The organism is Altibacter lentus, from assembly GCF_000746845.1.
GTDB classification, from domain to species: Bacteria; Bacteroidota; Bacteroidia; order Flavobacteriales; family Flavobacteriaceae; genus Altibacter; species Altibacter lentus.
This window is the reverse complement of sequence record NZ_KN050846.1, coordinates 2,420,899-2,437,577: the sequence shown is the minus strand read 5'-3', so window position 1 is coordinate 2,437,577 and position 16,679 is coordinate 2,420,899. Positions and strand designations below refer to the sequence as shown.

Genomic DNA, 16,679 nt, shown 5'->3' with positions numbered 1-16,679 from the left:
AAAAATGGGAACTTGGAACGATAGGCTATATCATAAAATATTCAATAGTACGGTAATAATGATGGTAATCGTTACAGCCTCTTTGGGTATAGGAATGATGGGGTATCATTTTTTGTTGGGTTTAAGTTGGATAGATAGTTTTTTAAATGCCGCAATGATTCTTACGGGAATGGGACCATTAGACGAAGCAAATACCAATGCCGGCAAACTTTTTTCTGGGATTTATGCAATGTATTCTGGAATCGTCTTCCTTTCTGCCATTGCTATTTTCATCTATCCAATTATACAAAAAATAGGAAAGAAGTTTGAGCACCAGCATAAACAAGAATGAAAAGTATAAACGGAAATTACAAGCAAACAATTTTAAAACATAAAAATAAACAAACAAAATGCTCTTAAACAAACGGATATCCATCTGGTCCTTTCTTAAATACATTAAATATGACATTATATTTATTGTGTTTTATGCCATAACTATGGGTATTTTAGACCAATTCGGTTTTCTAAGTAAAATTTCGATACCTATAGCCGTTACAGGGGTTTTCGGGACTGCTGTGGCACTACTGTTAGGTTTCAGAACCAATCAAGCCTACGAACGCTGGTGGGAAGCCCGTATTATTTGGGGCGCCATTGTCAACGACTCTCGTACTTTGGTACGACAGGGCATAACCTTTTATGACCGGCAGGATAGTCAGTATGAATTTAGGATTAAAGAAATAGTTTTACGACAAATTGTGTGGTGCTATGCACTGGGTGAGTCCTTAAGGAAAGTGGACTTTTCCCCTAAGGTAGCTGGCTATTTAAAAATTCAGGACATTAATGACCAAAATGTTCCTAATGCTATTCTATTAAAACATTCTGAAGCCTTATCAGAAGCCCGCAACGATAAGGTCATCAATAAATTCCAACAGGTACAAATTGACAGTACTATTGCGCGTCTTTGCGATTCAATGGGCAAATGCGAAAGGATTAAAAACACGGTATTCCCCAAGGCACATAGCCTGTTGATTCACCTCATCATTTATGTATTTGCCACAATGCTTCCATTCGGCCTGTCTGATAATTACCTCTCTGTGGAAATTGGGCTTACCGTCGCTATCCCTATCATCTTTATAGCCATTGAGAAAACATCAATTTTAATGCAGGATCCTTTTGAAAACAACCCAATGGACACACCAATGACCGATTTGGCTCAAACTATAGAAATTAATCTAAAGCAGATGACAGGTGATGATGACATCCCCGAGAAAAAGAAACCTGAAACGTTTTACATTTTATAATATGGATTTAGAAACAGAACTTATGTTATTGCCTCGCTTAGGACTGGCAGTTTTTTTGGGTGTCTTGATAGGTATTGATAGGGAAACTGACGGCCACGACGCTGGTATAAGAACTTATGCAGCTGTTTGTCTTGGAGCTGCACTTTTAACAATTATTAATACGCATATTGAAGTGGCAGACCAGACCAGGATTGTTGCCAATATTGTCTCTGGTATTGGTTTTTTGGGAGCTGGAATTATTTTCAAGGATAATTCAAAAGGTTCAATAGTAGGATTGACTACGGCAGCTACCGTTTGGGCAACAGCAGGTGTGGGTATTTCTTTAGGATTTGGAATGTATCTATTAAGTATCACAAGTACGTTACTTATTATTTTGCTACTTGTTGCACGTAAATTGCCCTATTTAAAAAATAGGAAATAACAATGGGCAAATTTGAAAAAAAATACAAGTACATCCGTTCATTCTATTTTAAATATTATGTACGGTAAAGTTAGAAACAAGGTGTAACAAGTAGGTATTATTAATGCAGATAAATAATAGTATAATTGAAATCAGAAAATTAGTGTGACGTGTAGAGCGTATCATTTGCACATACAATGCACCAATATTTTAAATGGATCAACATAAAAACATATAGATATGACACAGATAATAAACTTAGAACAGGAACATCTTATTGCCGCTAAAATCAGCGGAAAACTTACGGAAAAGGATATGGAAAAGATGCATCCGCTCATCCACAACATCATAGAAAAAGGTCATAAAGTGGATTTCTATTTTGAAATGGAAGATTTTGAAGGCTATACCCTTAAAGGCTTTTGGGAAGACCTAAAGATTGATTCGGCACACTTGGGAGATTATGGCAAGATGGCCTTTGTGGGCAATAAAAAATGGCAGGAATGGGCCGCGAAGGCCACTGATTTTTTCATAAAGTCTGAAGTTAAATTTTTTGATATTAAAAATAAAGAGCAGGCAATGACCTGGGTCTCAACAAAAGGATGAAAAAGAAAAAACTACAGCTACGGGAGCTAAAAGGGAAACAGTCCACTGTAATTTCAGCAAGCGAAAAAAAGCTCAAAACCTATTTACCGGCAATTTTCAGCTTTGTGATGCTCATAGTTGGTATTGCCATTGACTATTTCGATGCCTTTCCTTTCTTTAAGGGATGGGTCAGGATTGTGTGGTACACGGTGGCCTACATCCCTGTTGGCTTTCCAGTCATCAAGGAGGGATGGGAAAGTATTAAAAATGGCGATTTCTTTACAGAATTTTTCCTGATGTCCATCGCAACCTTGGGAGCATTTGCCATAGGCGAATATCCAGAGGGTGTTGCCGTGATGTTGTTCTATGCCGTGGGCGAACTGTTCCAAAATGCTGCCGTAAACCGTGCCAAAGGAAACATCAGGGCGCTTCTGGATGCACGACCGGACGAGGCATTGGTCTATCGTAATGGGGACTTCGTTTCCGTCAATCCCGAAACGGTCAATATTGGCGAGAAGATACAGGTACGGGTGGGCGAAAAAATCCCGTTGGATGGCAAACTGTTATCAAACAAAGCATCGCTCAATACAGCTGCCATTACTGGCGAAAGCAAACCCGACACCATAACACAGAACGAAAAAGTCTTTGCGGGAAGCATCAATCTCGACGGTGTCATCGAAGTAGAAACCACCAAGAAATTCAAGGACAGTTCCATCGCCCGTATTCTGGAGATGGTACAGAATGCCACGGCCCGGAAATCGAAGACCGAATTATTTATTAGGAAGTTTGCACGGATTTATACGCCCATCGTGGTTTTCCTTGCTATCGGACTCACTTTGTTACCATACTTTTTTGTCGATGAATATGTGTTTAGGGATTGGCTATACCGAGCTTTAATTTTCTTGGTGATTTCCTGCCCTTGTGCCTTGGTCATTTCCATTCCACTGGGCTATTTCGGCGGTCTGGGTGCGGCATCGCGCAACGGAATCCTGTTCAAAGGTGCATCCTTTCTCGATGCAATGACCAAAGTGAATACTGTGGTGATGGACAAAACCGGAACCGTTACCAAAGGGGTCTTTAAGATTAAGGAAGTGGTGACCAAGAATAACTTCGCGCCTGCCCTGAACGCAGTCAAAGGGGAAGCAGAATTTCCTGTATTGAGCGAAGCCGAAATGATGAAATACCTGATGGCGATGGAAGAACAATCTACCCACCCCATTGCAAAGGCAATTCTGGAATACAAAGCGGACGGTACTGATTTTAAGGCATCCGAAGTTTCTGAAGTTGCCGGTAAGGGATTAAAGGGCACAGTCAACCATAAGCAGGTCTTGGTCGGCAACAAAGCATTGATGACTTCCAATAGTATTGATGTTCCCCCTGAAACCGATGTGATAGTCGAATCTATAGTGATGGTCGCCATCGATGGAAAATTCGCAGGCTATGTGACCATTGCCGATGAACTTAAGGAAGACGCACATCACACCATTCAACAGATTCGGGAGGCCGGAATAGCTAAAATCATAATGCTCTCAGGAGACAAGGATTCCATAACCCAACAAGTTGCCAAGGAACTGAATATTGATTGGGCCAAAGGCGGCTTGCTACCCGAAGATAAGCTCAACGAGGTCGAAAAGCTCAAGGAACAACCTGAATCCACGGTAGCATTTATGGGCGACGGCATCAACGATGCACCCGTGCTCGCAGCCAGTGATGTGGGTATTGCAATGGGTGGTTTGGGCAGCGATGTGGCCATAGAGACCGCAGACGTTATCATCCAGACCGACCAGCCGAGCAGGATGGCCCGAGGAATCCAAATTGGACGCTCAACACGCCGTATCGTATGGCAAAATATTGGTCTTGCTTTTGGTGTAAAAGGGATTTTTCTCATTTTGGGTGCTATCGGTTTGGCTACGATGTGGGAGGCTGTGTTTGCCGATGTAGGTGTTTCGTTCGTTGCCATTCTCAATGCAATACGTTTGCAAAAAATGAATTGGAAATAGCAAAAATGTTAACCTTTAACAAATTACAAGCCCAAAACTGGATTAAATCTTAATTAACGATAACAAAACCATTAATAATATGAAAGACAAGGAAAAACACAGCAAAGACGATGGCCACAATCACGACCACGGCGGCATCTTCGGCAAAAACACGGAGCTCTATTTTGCAATTTTAAGTGGGGTCACACTAATTACAGGTTTCCTGTTGGAAAAATATACAGGGGTTTCAGCTAACATCCCTTTTGGGCTCTATATTGCAGCCTATTTTTTTGGAGGTTATTTTACCCTAAAGGAGGCCATTACCAAAGTGTCCAAAGGCGAATTTGAAATCGATTTCCTGATGCTGGTCGCAGCTGCAGGAGCCGCCTATTTGGGCGAATGGGCAGAAGGTGCCTTGTTGCTCTTCCTTTTCAGTCTGGGTCACGCACTGGAAAACTACGCAATGGGCAAGGCCAAGAAATCCATTGCAGCGTTAACAGACCTTGCGCCTAAAACCGCACTATTAAAGAAGGATGGCGATACTGTTGAAGTCGGTATAGAAGAGTTACAGATAGGTGATACTATCGTGGTACGCCCCAACAGTAAAATATCTGCCGATGGTGTTATTGTAAAGGGCAATAGTAGTATAGACCAGTCACCCATTACCGGGGAAAGCGTTCCGGTGGACAAAACACCAATAGAAAATCCGGATAAGGAGTACAACTCAAAAAGCGATATCCCGGACGAGAACCGTGTTTTTTCAGGAACCATCAATGGCAACAATACCCTTGAAATAAAGGTGATTAAAGAGGCAAAAGATTCTACCCTCAACCGCTTGGTCACTATGGTTCAAGAGGCTCAGGACCAAAAATCGCCCACACAATTATTGACCGACAAGTTTGAGCGGTACTACGTGCCATCGGTAATCTTATTGGTCATACTATTGAATTTTGCTTTTCTGGTCATCGATGAAACGTGGAGCGAAAGTCTCTATCGTTCCTTGGCTGTACTTGTGGCTGCAAGTCCGTGCGCGCTCGCCATCTCTACACCTTCTGCGGTATTGAGTGGCGTTGCAAGGGCTGCGCGTGGCGGCGTTTTGATAAAAGGCGGTCGCCCCTTGGAAGACTTAGGGGTACTTACCGCTCTCGCTTTTGACAAAACGGGAACACTTACCGAAGGAAAACCAAAGCTTACCGACGTCGAAAGTTTTGGCAACATAGATAAAAAGGAACTGTTGGAAATCGCGATTGCTGTTGAGGAACTGAGCGACCATCCCCTGGCAAAGGCTGTTGTACGTGACGGAATGGAACGGCTTGGGGAGGACACCAAGATTCCAGATGCCGATGATTTAGAAGCCGTACAGGGCAAGGGAATAAAGGCAAACTATCAAGGGAATTCCATTTACATAGGCAACCTGGAGCTTTTCGAGGATATCGATAAAGGTGTTCCCAACGACGTATCAGAAAAGGTAAGAGCACTTGAAGGGGAAGGAAAGACCACGATGCTAATAAAAAGGGGCGATGAATTTATAGGGATGCTCGGGCTGATGGACACCCCACGGGAAAAAGCTAAGGAAACCCTGGCCCAACTTAAGGAAATAGGCATCAAGAAAATGATAATGCTTACGGGCGACAACCAGAAAGTGGCCGACGCTGTAGCCGAGGAAATCGGTTTGACCGAAGCACGCGGAAGCCTGCTTCCCGAAGAAAAAGTGGAGGCCATCAAAAAACTTGCGGAACAGGAAAATAAACTGGCAATGGTGGGAGATGGGGTCAATGATGCCCCTGCAATGGCAAACAGTACCGTTGGTATTGCAATGGGTGCAGCAGGAAGCGACGTGGCCTTGGAGACCGCAGATATAGCGCTGATGGCCGATAAACTGGAAACCTTGCCTTTTGCCATTGGTTTGAGCAGAAAAGCAAAAGCGATTATCAGGCAAAACTTATGGGTAAGTTTGGGGGTTGTTGCCTTTCTAATCCCTGCGACCATAATGAGTTGGGCAAGTATCGGCATAGCCGTTGCGGTTCACGAAGGCTCTACGTTGGTAGTGGTGGTCAATGCATTGCGTTTGCTCGCCTACAAAAAGTAAATTCAATAAAGGAGATTGCTTTTGAATCAAGATTAAAAAATGAACAAAACGGAAAAAATATTGTCAAATCACGGTATTCGCCCTACTCAAATGAGGTCCAAGATATACAGGTATCTGAGAAGGAAGCAAAGTGCCGTGTCCTTTTCCGATTTGAAAAAGGTCTTTGCTGAAAAGAGCGAAACCAATAAGACCGCAAACAGAACGACCTTTTATCGCAACCTTAAGATTTTCGAGGATAAAGGACTTATTCATCAGATAAATGATGGAACCGGAGTGGCAAAATTTGCGATTTCTAATGAAAACGTTAAAGGTAAGTATGGTTCAGATTTACATCTGCACTTTCATTGTACCGAATGTAAGAAAACAATCTGTTTGCCAAATAAAATACCGGAAGAAAGTTTGCCAGATGATTATAAAATAAACGATGTCAACCTGGTATTAAAAGGGATATGTGTAAAATGTAAGGAAAAATAACAGGTGGGAGTCCCAGAACTTTGAACCCTTGCGCCCAAGAGTCAAGTTCAAGGTTCTTCCACCTTATTTAACCAAAAAAATACAATAATGGAAAAATATGATATAACAATTATTGGTTCCGGTCCGGGTGGCTACGTGTGTGCCATACGTGCTGCACAACTGGGCTTTAAAGTGGCCATAATCGAAAAGTACAGTACCCTTGGCGGCACTTGCCTTAACGTGGGCTGTATCCCTTCAAAAGCCTGGCTGGAAGCATCGGAACATTACCACAAGCTCAAACACCAATTCGAGGATTTTGGCATTAATGTCAAGGAGGCGAATGTGGATATTATAAAAATGAACCAAAGGGTTCAAAACGTCGTGGGGGAAATCATCAACGGGGTAGCCTACCTGATGAAAAAGAACAAGGTCACCGTTTATGAAGGCCACGGAAGCATCAAGGACAAAAACACCATTGAAATTAAGGGCGAAGACAAAACACAAACCATAGAAACCGATAAAATGGTCATCGCTACAGGGTCAAAACCTGCATCCTTGCCAAACATAGAAATAGATAAAAAAAGGATTATTTCCTCTACGGAAGCTCTTGTTCTTAAAGAAATCCCCAAACACTTGATGGTCGTTGGAGGTGGTGTTATTGGGGTCGAAATAGGTTCGGTTTTCGCCAGGTTAGGTTCAAAGGTTTCCATCGTAGAGTATTTTGATGGGCTTATTTATACAATGGACAAATCTGTAGGGCATCAATTGTACAGGTCCCTAAGAAAACAGGATGTCGAGTTCTATCTGGAACACAAGGTCACAAAAACTGTGGCAGCAGATGATAAAGTAAGCCTTACGGCACAGAACAGGAAAGACGACAAGGAAATGCAGTTGGAAGGAGACTATTGCCTGATGGCCATTGGGAGAAAACCTTTTACATCAGGTCTTGGCCTTGAAAACGTGGGAGTGGAAACCAACGAAAAAGGACAATTAAAAGTTGATGATAACCTAGAAACCAATGTAAAAGGGGTCTATGCCATTGGAGATGTAGTCCGAGGTGCGATGCTCGCCCATAAGGCCAGTGAAGAAGGTGTTTTTGTGGCCGAACGCATTGCGGGACAAAAGCCGCACATCAATTATTCCCTCATACCAAACATTGTCTATACACAGCCCGAAGTAGCCGGCGTGGGACTTACCGAAGAGGAACTTAAAGAAGCAGGAAGGGCTATAAAAACGGGCACGTTTCCCTTTAAGGCCAATGCACGGGCCAAGATAAGTATGGACACCGATGGCTTTATAAAAGTGATTGCAGACAAGGAAACCGATGAGATTTTGGGCGTGCATATGATAGGTCCTCGCATAGCCGATAGTTATACGGAAGCTGTCGTAGCGATGGAATTCAGGGCAGCGGCAGAAGATATTGCCAGAATGTCCCACGGACACCCCACATTTTCAGAAACCTTTAAGGAAGCCTGCCTGGCCGCTACCGAAGACAGGGCGTTGCATATATAAAATTATAAAAAAACGAAGATGAGGAAAATTCAAAAGCTAACCCAGGAAATCAACGAATTGACAGTAAGGATTGAACACGAATATCCCGAACTCTATCGGTATTTGGACGAGAACCCCATAACGATTCCCGTAGATGATGAAGCAAAACTGACTTATAAATCGTTCGCTGATTATTTGGAGAGCTTAAAATCAATTTTGGAAAGATATATGGAATCCCATAATAAGTAAAGATTTAAAAGACCAAACGTAGAATTTAATACAGATTATTTAAATGTCCACTATAAACAAAAGCACTTTTAAGGTAAGTCAAATGGATTGCCCTTCCGAAGAACAGATGATACGGATGAAACTGGAGTCAAACCCTCAAATCAAATATCTGGACTTTGACATTCCGAATAGGAAATTAGATGTGTATCATCAGGGGAATGCCCAAGAAATAAACGTGGAATTGGGTGCATTAAAGCTGGGGGAAAAACTTTTGGGAACAGAAAAGGCGGAAACACCTATTGCCGAAGACGAGACCAAACAAAAGAAGATACTCTGGTGGGTCTTGTACATCAATTTTGGGTTTTTCGTTATCGAAATGACCACGGGTTGGATTTCTTCCTCGATGGGCCTTATTGCGGATTCACTAGATATGCTAGCCGATTCCATTGTGTACGCATTGAGCCTTTTTGCCGTAGGTGGTGCCATTGCACGAAAAAAGAAAGTGGCGAAGTTCAGTGGCTATTTTCAGATGGCGTTGGCCCTGCTGGGATTTTCGGAAGTCCTGAGAAGGTTTTTGAGCAGTAGCGAAACCCCTTTGTTCCAATGGATGATTATCGTTTCCATTTTTGCCCTTATCGGCAACCTCGTTTCCCTATGGCTCATAAACAAAGCCAAGAGTAAGGAGGCGCATATGCAGGCAAGTGCCATCTTTACCTCAAACGACATTATTGTGAACGGCGGGGTAATACTGGCAGGGGTGCTGGTTTATTTTTTAGACAGTAAATGGCCCGATTTGGTCATAGGCGGTATTGTATTTGCCTTTGTGATGCGTGGTGCCATTAGAATTTTAAAATTGTCCAAATAATTTAAATGAAAACATTTGCAATACATAAACTGATGAACATTCAACAGGTCGGAATTAAAAACCCAAGCTAAACACTAAAATTATTAATGGAAAAATCGAGAAAAAAGAATCTTAAAGAAGCAAGGACACTTCAAATATGGAACGTCATTTATGACGTTACTGAAGTGTTCATTTCGCTAATTGCGGGAATCACAGCAAACAGTTCTGCACTTATTGGCTGGGCATTGGACAGCACCATAGAAGTAATTAGCGCAGCAACATTAGGCTGGCGCCTTCACGGTGAACTCAAAGGTATGGATGAGGAAAAGGTAAAGCGGCGAAAGAAAATCACATTATATGTTATTGCGGCATCCTTTACTTTGGTATGCCTTTTCATTTCCTACGATTCAATCACAAAGCTCATCAATCAAGAAACATCAAATTGGAGTACTTTGGGTTTAATTATTTTGCTTGTTTCATTGGTAGTTAATCCTATTTTAATCTATTACAAAAGGAAATATGGGAATAAACTTGACAGTCCAGCATTGCTGGCCGATGCCAAAGACACTTTTATTTGCCTATATCAAACAGTAGTGGTACTTGCTGGATTGCTATTGGTCAATTGGCTGGGCTGGTGGTGGGCAGACCCTGTTGCAGCGTTATTAATTGTGCCCTATGCGGCAAAAGAAGGTTGGGAAGCACACAATAAAGCTAAAGATATAAACTATAACGCCGAGTAAGAAAGACCAAAATGAAAAGAAGAACTCTACGTGTATCGCACCAGTTTGCTGGTAATGGTTTTTTACGTGTTGAAACTTTTTTGATAGATGAAAAAGGAACTTTTTAAAGATTGCTCGATGAGGCTCAATATGCTGGATGAAAACATCCGCAAATTGGCCGTAAAGTATGCTGAAGAATACTATATAACAAACCAATGTTCCAAGGAGGAAGCCCTTGAACGCGGCATTGTAAAAGCAGAGATGGAAATGAGAAACTTAAAGAAATAATATAATTATGGCAGAATTAAAAAAATCATTGGGTACGTTTCGTCTTACCTTTTACGGCGTTGGCACTATTGTAGGCGCAGGAATATACACCGTCATTGGTGCAGCCGCAGGACAAGCAGGTACCGACCTTTGGTTGAGTTTTATCTTTGCGGCCATTGCTGCCAGTGTTTCAGCAATGTCCTATTCTGAGTTATCCTCTACCTATCCCAATGCAGGTGCGGAATTTATTTTTGTTCGTAAAGCGTTTCCAAAAATTGACATACCGTCCTTTCTCACAGGCTGGACGATTGCGTTTCACAGTTCGGCAACGATAGCTGCCGTATTGTTGGCCTTTTCCGGATATTTTAATACCTTTTTTAGCGTGCCTTCCTTGTTGATAAGTTATGGCGTACTGCTAGTTCTCTCGTTAATAAGCATTACAGGAATCAAGAAATCATCCACCGCCAATATCATTATGGTAAGCATACAGCTTTTGGGATTGTTCATTCTCATTGCGGTTGGGCTTGCCGAAACAGGTCCGCCTAAGGCAAAGTTTTTCAAGGTGGAATCCTTTTCCGGAACTTTGGCGGCAACAGCAACCTTGTTTTTTGTCTATACAGGTTTTGAACATATGGCAGCATTGGGTTCGGAAGTGAAAAACCCTGGCAAGACCATTCCTCGTGCCTTTCTCTTGACTATGGTGTTTACAACCATTATCTATCTGCTCATAGCTTTTACGGTTCTAAACATTGCCGACCCGTCAGAACTGGCAAAAGTAGATTCGCCACTTTCGCTTGCGGCATCCAATCTCAACGGTTGGTTGCCAGTTGCCTTAGCGGTCGCAGCACTTTTTGCTACTGCAAATGCTGCTTTTAGTGGTATTATTTCCATAAGTAGGTTGCTGTTTGGAATGGCAAAGGTAGGTGAACTTCCAAAAGTAATGACCAAAACCAATGCACAGCAAGTACCTTGGGTTACTACCATTGTAGTAATGATTGCAGTTGCAGGATTTATGTTGTTGGGCGATATTAAAATCGTAGCAGGAATGTCGTCATTAGGCGCGTTGCTCGTTTTTGTCGCCGTGAATATTGCCCTCATCGTATTGCGTTTTAAAGCACCTAATAAAGAAAGGCCCTTTAAAGTTCCCTTATCTATTGGAAAAGTACCCGTACTTCCTATTGTTGCTATACTCATTAGCCTCTCTTTGGTCATACAATTTGATTGGCAAGTATATGCTGCATTTGCAGTTGCAATTGTAGTGGGTATTTTACTAGATTATTTTTTAGATAAAAGACCAAAAAAGGAAATAGATGCGGAAGAGGAAAAGGAATTGTTTAAACATTAATTTATTGTTATGGACTGGATGTTTGAAGACTTTAAAACAGATTTGGATAAACTCAATCCAACTGTAAGAGAAAAAGCTATAGAAATTGCGAATAAATTAATTGAACAGGATCATTTTTCTAAAGAAAAGGCTATAACGGAAGCAATCGTGCGAGCTGAAGAGTGGTTTTATGATTTAGGAGGATAAATAACAAAAAAAATTAAAATACTTATGTCCATTAATAGAAGAGAAAGAAGAAAGAAGAAAGAAAAGAAATCTAAAAGCAATATTAGTAAAAAAGAGAAAATTATAGGAATTTTTGCTTTAATCGCTGTATTTGCCGCTGCCATTCTTTTTTACTTTCTTGTTCTTATCAACCATCATCATTAAATAAAACATAATCTATATCTAAATATCAATGGGTTAAGTTTCGCATTATACATAGTTTAATTGTTAATTGATTTAAAATAAATGGCTTAAAATAACTATTAAAATGACCAACTCGGAAGAGAACCATATAAAAGCTATTTTTCATTTAAGCGAAGAGGGAATTAAAATCGCATCGACAAATGAAATTGCAAAGCGGATGAACACAAGGCCGTCCTCTGTAACTGATATGATTAAGAAGTTATCAAAGAAAGGTTTGGTCAATCACAAAAAATATAAAGGAACTTTTTTAACAACGAAAGGGAAAAAAAGAGCACTTCAGATTGTGAGAAAACATAGATTGTGGGAAACATTTATGGTTGAAAAGCTCAAATTTAATTGGGACGAGGTTCACGAAATTGCAGAACAATTAGAACATATAAATAGCGAAAAATTAATTGATAAGCTTGATGAATTTCTAGGTTTTCCAAAAGTTGACCCCCACGGCGACACCATACCCAAAAAGGATGGTTCGTATGAAAAACAAGAAAAAATACGTTTAAGCGAATTACCTATTGGTAATGTTGGGGTTTGTGTTGGTTTAGGAGATTCTTCAACAGCTTTTTTCAGGTTTTTGGACAAATATAAAATTGCCTTGGGTAGTACAATTAAAGTATTGAGCAAAGAAGAATTCGACAAATCAATGGACATTTCCATTTCGGGCAAAAGTTTTCATATATCACATCAAATTGCGTATAACCTATACATTAATATCAAACATTAAATGGAATATATAATAGATTATTTTGAATCTATCAACCCCATTGTAGCAGCACTCTATGCAACCTTATTCACGTGGGGATTAACCGCGGCTGGTGCTTCGCTGGTTTTTTTATTTAAAGGTATGAATCGTGCAATTTTGGATGGAATGTTAGGATTTACTGGAGGTGTAATGGTAGCCGCAAGTTTTTGGAGCTTGTTGGCACCAGGAATTGAAATGAGTCCCGGAGAAGGGTTTGTTAAGGTATGGCCTTCAGCAATTGGATTCTTTTTAGGTTCACTTTTTATTTTTGGATTAGATAAAATTCTTCCTCATTTGCACATCAATTTTAAAGAAAGTGAAAAAGAAGGTTTACAAACATCTTGGCGCAGAACTACGCTTTTAACATTAGCAATAACGATGCATAATATACCTGAGGGCCTAGCAATTGGTGTACTGTTTGGCGGGGTCTCTGCTGGGTTTGAAGGTGCAAGTATTGGGGGTGCAGTAGCTTTAGCATTAGGTATAGGCCTGCAAAATTTTCCTGAAGGCTTTGCTGTTGCTATGCCATTAAGAAGACAGGGATTAAGCCGACGAAAAAGCTTTATGTTTGGGCAAGCTTCTGCCATTGTAGAACCATTTGCTGCTGTTATAGGGGCCTGGGCAGTTTCAACCTTTCAGCCCATTTTGCCTTATGCTCTCTCTTTTGCTGCGGGTGCAATGATTTTTGTGGTAGTTGAAGAGGTAATTCCAGAAACACAACGGGATAACTATACTGATATTGCTACAATGGGTTTTATAGGCGGTTTCATTATAATGATGGCATTGGATGTTGGTCTAGCGTGAAACAGTAAAAGTATTGAGAGAGATGATTGTATAATCTATTGATTTTTAATCCCGAATTATAATTTTGAGATGGGTTTGATAATTAATTAAAACCATTAAAAAATTGAGAAAAAAAGTAAATAAGATTTTAAATAAATATAAAGAAGAAATACAAACAATTGAAGAATCTAATCTTAGCGATTTTAACAATGTAGAAAAAGGAATTTCGATTTCAAGAAAATACTTGCAGAAATTACGTGTATGTGTCAGGGAAAATGAATTCATCAATCAAAAAAACGAAATAATCTTTTTTAAAAAACACAAACCCTATGTTTATAGTAGATTGAAATTTTATGTGAAACTATATAACTTCTTAATAAATAGACCTGCGGGAACCATAAAATCTCAACAGGAATTTATTGATTCAGAGATAAATAGTTTACAAGAAAGCAATAGACGCAATATCGATTTTATAAAATACTATAGAGAGGACTCTGAGCTTTTGGATGAATTTTATTTTCTAAGAGGAAACGACAAAATAAGTTTGGTTTCTAATACCTCTCATTTTTATACAGATGCGGAATTTTCAACAAGCCACGATAATGCAATTGCTAAAATTATGGCCTATGACCTGCTTATAAGTCATTATGTTGAAGAATTGCATAATTTGAGAGGCTTATCCTATGGCATACCAAACAAACTAAATACTTTATCAAACGGTGAACGATTAGGCTGGACAGCTTCAAAAACAGATTTGATTGAATTGATTTATGCCCTACAAGCATCTGGTGCAATTAAAAGTGGTACAGCTGGAATTAAAGAAATGGCATCAGCTTGTGAAGAGATTTTCGACCTTAATCTTGGAAACGTATATAGAACCTTTCTTGAAATAAGAGAACGGAAAATTGACCAAACAAAATTTATAGATAGACTAAAAGCAACATTGTTAAGGCGAATGGAAGAAACGGACGGGTAATCTTCTTTCGTAGAGAATGTTAAATTTTTACCCAACTTGGGTATGACTTGGGAAAAAATAAAATTAATTTTAGTTATCATCATTTGACATAGATGATTTAAAGAACGACCTCTAAATCAAACCAATTTAAACCATTGAAAATGAGCATATAAAATCACCCAACTTGGGTGCGACTTGGGAATAAAATTCAATAAATCTATTCAAATTTGTAGAATGAAAGTCAAATCGACAGATTCACGAACACTTATTTATTAAAATATTTTAGTGCGTGAGCTAAATCAGGTCAGGGGCTATCAATTAAAAGTATGAACCCAGATAGTCCCTTTCTATTAAAACCGTTCTATTATGCCGACAAGTATTATTACCACAGACGACCTTCGGGAATTCAAAATGGAATTGCTCGATGACATTAAAAAATTATTATCCAAACAAGCTACTGGGAAGCTCAAAAAATATCTAAAATCTTCTGAGGTTATGGATGTGCTTCAGGTAAGTCCAGGCACATTACAAAACCTTCGTATCAACGGAACACTACCATATACCAAGGTTGGTGGCATCATCTACTACGACGCTGAAGAAATCCAAAATGTGATGACTGCCAATCGTGTACAACACGGTCTTAGCTCTTAGGGTATGAACTATATAAAGCTACTTAACGCGGCTTTTGAGAAGTTCTATTTTGATGACCGCCTAAATCCCACCCATATCAGTTTGTATATGGCACTGTTCCAAGAATGGAACAGTTGCCGTTTTATGGATGAATTCTACGTGAACCGTAGGGAACTAATGCGCTGTGCTAAAATCGGTTCAAAATCTACTTACCATAGATGCATTGTGGATTTAGATACTTGGCAATATCTGTCCTATTATCCTTCCAACAATCCTTACAAAGGTAGTAAAATCAAGATGTCCATAATTGGTACAAGTAGCGAACCAGTTATGGGACAGTACCATCCCGAATTAGAACTGCTTGCAGAACAGTACTATCCCAGAGGTGTACCACTAGAGGGACACCACCATCCCAAAAACGGACAAGTTGTGTACCAAAACCATCCCATAGGTGGACAAGCATTGGTATCTAATATAAACAATACCAAACAAGAAAACAATATAAAACAGCCAAATGGCAGGCAGTCCGTTATTTTATTTTTTGAAGAAAAAGGTTTTGATGCTGATGAAGCAAAAAAATTCTATGAGCACTATGCAGATCGGGAATGGAAAACAAGTGATGGAAAGCCAATACGAGATTGGCGCTCATTGGCCACAAATTGGATGGATAGAACTGAGCTTTTCGAAGAAGAAAACAGACCAAACAAAAAACAGGCATCCCAAATCAAGGACAACTTGCGGACCACTAAAAACAAAGATTATGGACAACCCCTCTAAAATTATTGAAGGTGGCGTAGAATATTCACTGGGCAAGTTTGATGGAAAAAGCGTGATGTATGACTTTCCAAAAATCCTAATTTATTTGAACGCCAAGGGCAAATTGTTATTTGGTAAAAATTTTAAGATTTACGATGAAGATAAAAGTATACTACTGAAGCTATGTTCTTACTTCATTAAGGATAAAGAGAATTGTGAAACCTACGGAATTGACATCGAAAAAGGCATCCTGCTTTCAGGCCCTGTTGGTTGTGGTAAGACCAGCTTGATGAAATTATTACGACATATCGTCCCAATGCAACGACCCTATGAAATGATTCCCTGTAGAAACGTGACGTTCAGCTTTAACCATTTGGGCTTTAAAACGGTCGAAGAATATGGCAATACCAAATTCTACTGTTTTGATGATTTAGGTATAGAACCTGCCGGTCGGTTTTACGGCAAGGATTTAAATGTAATGGGTGAAGTACTACTCTCTCGCTATGAACTTTATCTGGATACCAAATATAAAATTAAAACACACGCCACTACAAACCTAAATGCTGAAGAGCTGGAAGAGCGTTATGGTAATCGTGTACGTAGCAGAATGCGAGAATTGTTTAATCTCATTGCTTTTGAAACTAAGGCTAGAGATAAGCGGAAGTGAATTTTATGGAAAAACAGGGTCCAGTGCCTCATTAGCCTACTTTAAAAATAACTGAAAACTGTTT

21 protein-coding genes are annotated in these 16,679 nt (G+C 40.0%); all 21 read left to right on the top strand.

The annotated features are described in order from the left end of the window. The first annotated feature begins 4 nt into the window (after nucleotides 1-4). The 21 genes from JS40_RS11345 (at nucleotide 5) to JS40_RS11255 (ending at nucleotide 16,615) form a co-directional block, all read left to right on the top strand. The gene (locus JS40_RS11345) at nucleotides 5-331 is read left to right on the top strand and encodes a hypothetical protein (protein ID WP_027392783.1); all 327 of its coding nucleotides are present in this window, start codon (nucleotides 5-7) and stop codon (nucleotides 329-331) included. A gap of 58 nt (nucleotides 332-389) precedes the next feature. Continuing rightward, the gene (locus JS40_RS11340; protein WP_034260648.1) at nucleotides 390-1,280 is read left to right on the top strand and encodes a bestrophin family protein; all 891 of its coding nucleotides are present in this window, start codon (nucleotides 390-392) and stop codon (nucleotides 1,278-1,280) included. Nucleotide 1,281: 1 nt separating this feature from the next. Continuing rightward, nucleotides 1,282-1,701 (top strand): MgtC/SapB family protein, encoded by a 420-nt coding sequence (locus JS40_RS11335; RefSeq protein WP_034260646.1) that lies wholly within the window; start codon nucleotides 1,282-1,284, stop codon nucleotides 1,699-1,701. Nucleotides 1,702-1,920: 219 nt separating this feature from the next. Further along, complete coding sequence (locus JS40_RS11330; RefSeq protein ID WP_034260644.1) at nucleotides 1,921-2,283, top strand: SpoIIAA family protein; 363 nt, start codon at nucleotides 1,921-1,923, stop codon at nucleotides 2,281-2,283. Continuing rightward, nucleotides 2,280-4,262 (top strand): heavy metal translocating P-type ATPase, encoded by a 1,983-nt coding sequence (locus tag JS40_RS11325; protein WP_034260642.1) that lies wholly within the window; start codon nucleotides 2,280-2,282, stop codon nucleotides 4,260-4,262. The genes JS40_RS11330 and JS40_RS11325 overlap by 4 nt, the downstream gene beginning before the upstream one ends. Before the next feature lie 79 nt (nucleotides 4,263-4,341). Beyond that, a complete protein-coding gene (locus JS40_RS11320; protein WP_051957574.1) occupies nucleotides 4,342-6,330 on the top strand; it encodes a heavy metal translocating P-type ATPase in 1,989 nt (662 codons plus the stop codon). 39 nt (nucleotides 6,331-6,369) lie between these two features. Further along, nucleotides 6,370-6,804, top strand: a complete 435-nt coding sequence (locus tag JS40_RS11315; RefSeq protein WP_034260640.1) for a Fur family transcriptional regulator — start codon at nucleotides 6,370-6,372, stop codon at nucleotides 6,802-6,804. A gap of 87 nt (nucleotides 6,805-6,891) precedes the next feature. After that, entirely contained in the window at nucleotides 6,892-8,295 is a 1,404-nt protein-coding gene (gene lpdA, locus JS40_RS11310) for a dihydrolipoyl dehydrogenase (protein ID WP_034260637.1), read from the top strand. A gap of 18 nt (nucleotides 8,296-8,313) precedes the next feature. Further along, a complete protein-coding gene (locus tag JS40_RS11305) occupies nucleotides 8,314-8,523 on the top strand; it encodes a hypothetical protein (protein WP_034260635.1) in 210 nt (69 codons plus the stop codon). 43 nt (nucleotides 8,524-8,566) lie between these two features. Continuing rightward, entirely contained in the window at nucleotides 8,567-9,367 is an 801-nt protein-coding gene (locus tag JS40_RS11300) for a cation efflux transmembrane domain-containing protein (RefSeq protein ID WP_034260633.1), read from the top strand. Nucleotides 9,368-9,453: 86 nt separating this feature from the next. Next, entirely contained in the window at nucleotides 9,454-10,086 is a 633-nt protein-coding gene (locus JS40_RS11295; RefSeq protein WP_034260631.1) for a cation diffusion facilitator family transporter, read from the top strand. 87 nt (nucleotides 10,087-10,173) lie between these two features. Next, nucleotides 10,174-10,353 (top strand): hypothetical protein, encoded by a 180-nt coding sequence (locus JS40_RS11290; RefSeq protein WP_034260629.1) that lies wholly within the window; start codon nucleotides 10,174-10,176, stop codon nucleotides 10,351-10,353. 7 nt (nucleotides 10,354-10,360) lie between these two features. Further along, nucleotides 10,361-11,677, top strand: a complete 1,317-nt coding sequence (locus JS40_RS11285) for an APC family permease (RefSeq protein ID WP_034260627.1) — start codon at nucleotides 10,361-10,363, stop codon at nucleotides 11,675-11,677. 9 nt (nucleotides 11,678-11,686) lie between these two features. Next, on the top strand, nucleotides 11,687-11,863 hold the full coding sequence (locus JS40_RS15525) for a DUF2188 domain-containing protein (RefSeq protein ID WP_173402308.1): 177 nt from the start codon (nucleotides 11,687-11,689) through the stop codon (nucleotides 11,861-11,863). A 24-nt stretch (nucleotides 11,864-11,887) separates the two neighbouring features. Continuing rightward, the gene (locus JS40_RS15520) at nucleotides 11,888-12,046 is read left to right on the top strand and encodes a hypothetical protein (RefSeq protein ID WP_173402307.1); all 159 of its coding nucleotides are present in this window, start codon (nucleotides 11,888-11,890) and stop codon (nucleotides 12,044-12,046) included. Between the two features lie 103 nt (nucleotides 12,047-12,149). Beyond that, a complete protein-coding gene (locus tag JS40_RS11280; protein ID WP_034260625.1) occupies nucleotides 12,150-12,806 on the top strand; it encodes a metal-dependent transcriptional regulator in 657 nt (218 codons plus the stop codon). Further along, a complete protein-coding gene (locus JS40_RS11275) occupies nucleotides 12,807-13,628 on the top strand; it encodes a ZIP family metal transporter (RefSeq protein ID WP_034260623.1) in 822 nt (273 codons plus the stop codon). A 103-nt stretch (nucleotides 13,629-13,731) separates the two neighbouring features. Beyond that, nucleotides 13,732-14,583 (top strand): RteC domain-containing protein, encoded by an 852-nt coding sequence (locus tag JS40_RS11270; RefSeq protein WP_034260621.1) that lies wholly within the window; start codon nucleotides 13,732-13,734, stop codon nucleotides 14,581-14,583. A 345-nt stretch (nucleotides 14,584-14,928) separates the two neighbouring features. Beyond that, the gene (locus JS40_RS11265) at nucleotides 14,929-15,213 is read left to right on the top strand and encodes a helix-turn-helix domain-containing protein (protein WP_034260619.1); all 285 of its coding nucleotides are present in this window, start codon (nucleotides 14,929-14,931) and stop codon (nucleotides 15,211-15,213) included. 3 nt (nucleotides 15,214-15,216) lie between these two features. Then, nucleotides 15,217-15,969, top strand: coding sequence for a hypothetical protein (locus JS40_RS11260; protein ID WP_034260618.1), 753 nt, complete (start codon nucleotides 15,217-15,219; stop codon nucleotides 15,967-15,969). After that, nucleotides 15,953-16,615, top strand: a complete 663-nt coding sequence (locus JS40_RS11255) for a P-loop NTPase family protein (protein WP_034260616.1) — start codon at nucleotides 15,953-15,955, stop codon at nucleotides 16,613-16,615. Before JS40_RS11260 ends, JS40_RS11255 begins: the two co-directional genes overlap by 17 nt. The last annotated feature ends 64 nt before the right edge of the window (nucleotides 16,616-16,679 follow it).

What these genes read in the sequence shown, in the direction of transcription:
- JS40_RS11255 (WP_034260616.1), top strand. Translation starts at nt 15,953, where the DNA reads ATGGACAACCCCTCTAAAATTATTGAAGGTGGCGTAGAATATTCACTG.
- JS40_RS11260 (WP_034260618.1), top strand. Translation starts at nt 15,217, where the DNA reads ATGAACTATATAAAGCTACTTAACGCGGCTTTTGAGAAGTTCTATTTT.
- JS40_RS11280 (WP_034260625.1), top strand. Translation starts at nt 12,150, where the DNA reads ATGACCAACTCGGAAGAGAACCATATAAAAGCTATTTTTCATTTAAGC.
- JS40_RS11305 (WP_034260635.1), top strand. Translation starts at nt 8,314, where the DNA reads ATGAGGAAAATTCAAAAGCTAACCCAGGAAATCAACGAATTGACAGTA.
- JS40_RS11345 (WP_027392783.1), top strand. Translation starts at nt 5, where the DNA reads ATGGGAACTTGGAACGATAGGCTATATCATAAAATATTCAATAGTACG.
- JS40_RS11315 (WP_034260640.1), top strand. Translation starts at nt 6,370, where the DNA reads ATGAACAAAACGGAAAAAATATTGTCAAATCACGGTATTCGCCCTACT.
- JS40_RS11320 (WP_051957574.1), top strand. Translation starts at nt 4,342, where the DNA reads ATGAAAGACAAGGAAAAACACAGCAAAGACGATGGCCACAATCACGAC.
- JS40_RS11300 (WP_034260633.1), top strand. Translation starts at nt 8,567, where the DNA reads ATGTCCACTATAAACAAAAGCACTTTTAAGGTAAGTCAAATGGATTGC.
- JS40_RS11325 (WP_034260642.1), top strand. Translation starts at nt 2,280, where the DNA reads ATGAAAAAGAAAAAACTACAGCTACGGGAGCTAAAAGGGAAACAGTCC.
- JS40_RS11265 (WP_034260619.1), top strand. Translation starts at nt 14,929, where the DNA reads ATGCCGACAAGTATTATTACCACAGACGACCTTCGGGAATTCAAAATG.
- JS40_RS11275 (WP_034260623.1), top strand. Translation starts at nt 12,807, where the DNA reads ATGGAATATATAATAGATTATTTTGAATCTATCAACCCCATTGTAGCA.
- JS40_RS11335 (WP_034260646.1), top strand. Translation starts at nt 1,282, where the DNA reads ATGGATTTAGAAACAGAACTTATGTTATTGCCTCGCTTAGGACTGGCA.
- JS40_RS11290 (WP_034260629.1), top strand. Translation starts at nt 10,174, where the DNA reads ATGAAAAAGGAACTTTTTAAAGATTGCTCGATGAGGCTCAATATGCTG.
- JS40_RS11330 (WP_034260644.1), top strand. Translation starts at nt 1,921, where the DNA reads ATGACACAGATAATAAACTTAGAACAGGAACATCTTATTGCCGCTAAA.
- JS40_RS11285 (WP_034260627.1), top strand. Translation starts at nt 10,361, where the DNA reads ATGGCAGAATTAAAAAAATCATTGGGTACGTTTCGTCTTACCTTTTAC.
- JS40_RS15520 (WP_173402307.1), top strand. Translation starts at nt 11,888, where the DNA reads ATGTCCATTAATAGAAGAGAAAGAAGAAAGAAGAAAGAAAAGAAATCT.
- JS40_RS15525 (WP_173402308.1), top strand. Translation starts at nt 11,687, where the DNA reads ATGGACTGGATGTTTGAAGACTTTAAAACAGATTTGGATAAACTCAAT.
- JS40_RS11340 (WP_034260648.1), top strand. Translation starts at nt 390, where the DNA reads ATGCTCTTAAACAAACGGATATCCATCTGGTCCTTTCTTAAATACATT.
- JS40_RS11295 (WP_034260631.1), top strand. Translation starts at nt 9,454, where the DNA reads ATGGAAAAATCGAGAAAAAAGAATCTTAAAGAAGCAAGGACACTTCAA.
- lpdA (WP_034260637.1), top strand. Translation starts at nt 6,892, where the DNA reads ATGGAAAAATATGATATAACAATTATTGGTTCCGGTCCGGGTGGCTAC.